This is a genomic window from Pseudomonas sp. PH1b (genome assembly GCF_000633395.1).
Taxonomy (GTDB): Bacteria; Pseudomonadota; Gammaproteobacteria; order Pseudomonadales; family Pseudomonadaceae; genus Aquipseudomonas.
Genome location: NZ_AYMU01000078.1, coordinates 1 through 291, shown reverse-complemented (window position 1 = coordinate 291; position 291 = coordinate 1). Strand labels below are relative to the sequence as shown.

The window sequence follows — 291 nt, the reverse complement described above, 5'->3', positions numbered from 1 at the left end:
ACAAAACCCCAATTGCTTTCGCAATTGGGGTTTCGGAATTTAATCTTGACGATGACCTACTCTCACATGGGGAAACCCCACACTACCATCGGCGATGCATCGTTTCACTTCTGAGTTCGGGATGGGATCAGGTGGTTCCAACGCTCTATGGTCGTCAAGAAATTCGGGTACTGAGCCGTCTTTCGACGTATCAGCAAATTGGGTATGTAATAGCTTTGTGTGTTCGCAAACTTTCGGTTTGTTTCGTCTTCACACACCGCAATTCGCTTCTAAGCAAATTGCTTGGGTGTT

1 rRNA gene is annotated in these 291 nt (G+C 46.4%); it reads right to left on the bottom strand.

Features of this window, described 5'->3' with window-relative positions:
* Positions 1-43: 43 nt before the first annotated feature.
* A 5S ribosomal RNA gene (rrf, locus tag U873_RS0134060) occupies positions 44-159 on the bottom strand.
* Between the last annotated feature and the right edge of the window lie 132 nt (positions 160-291).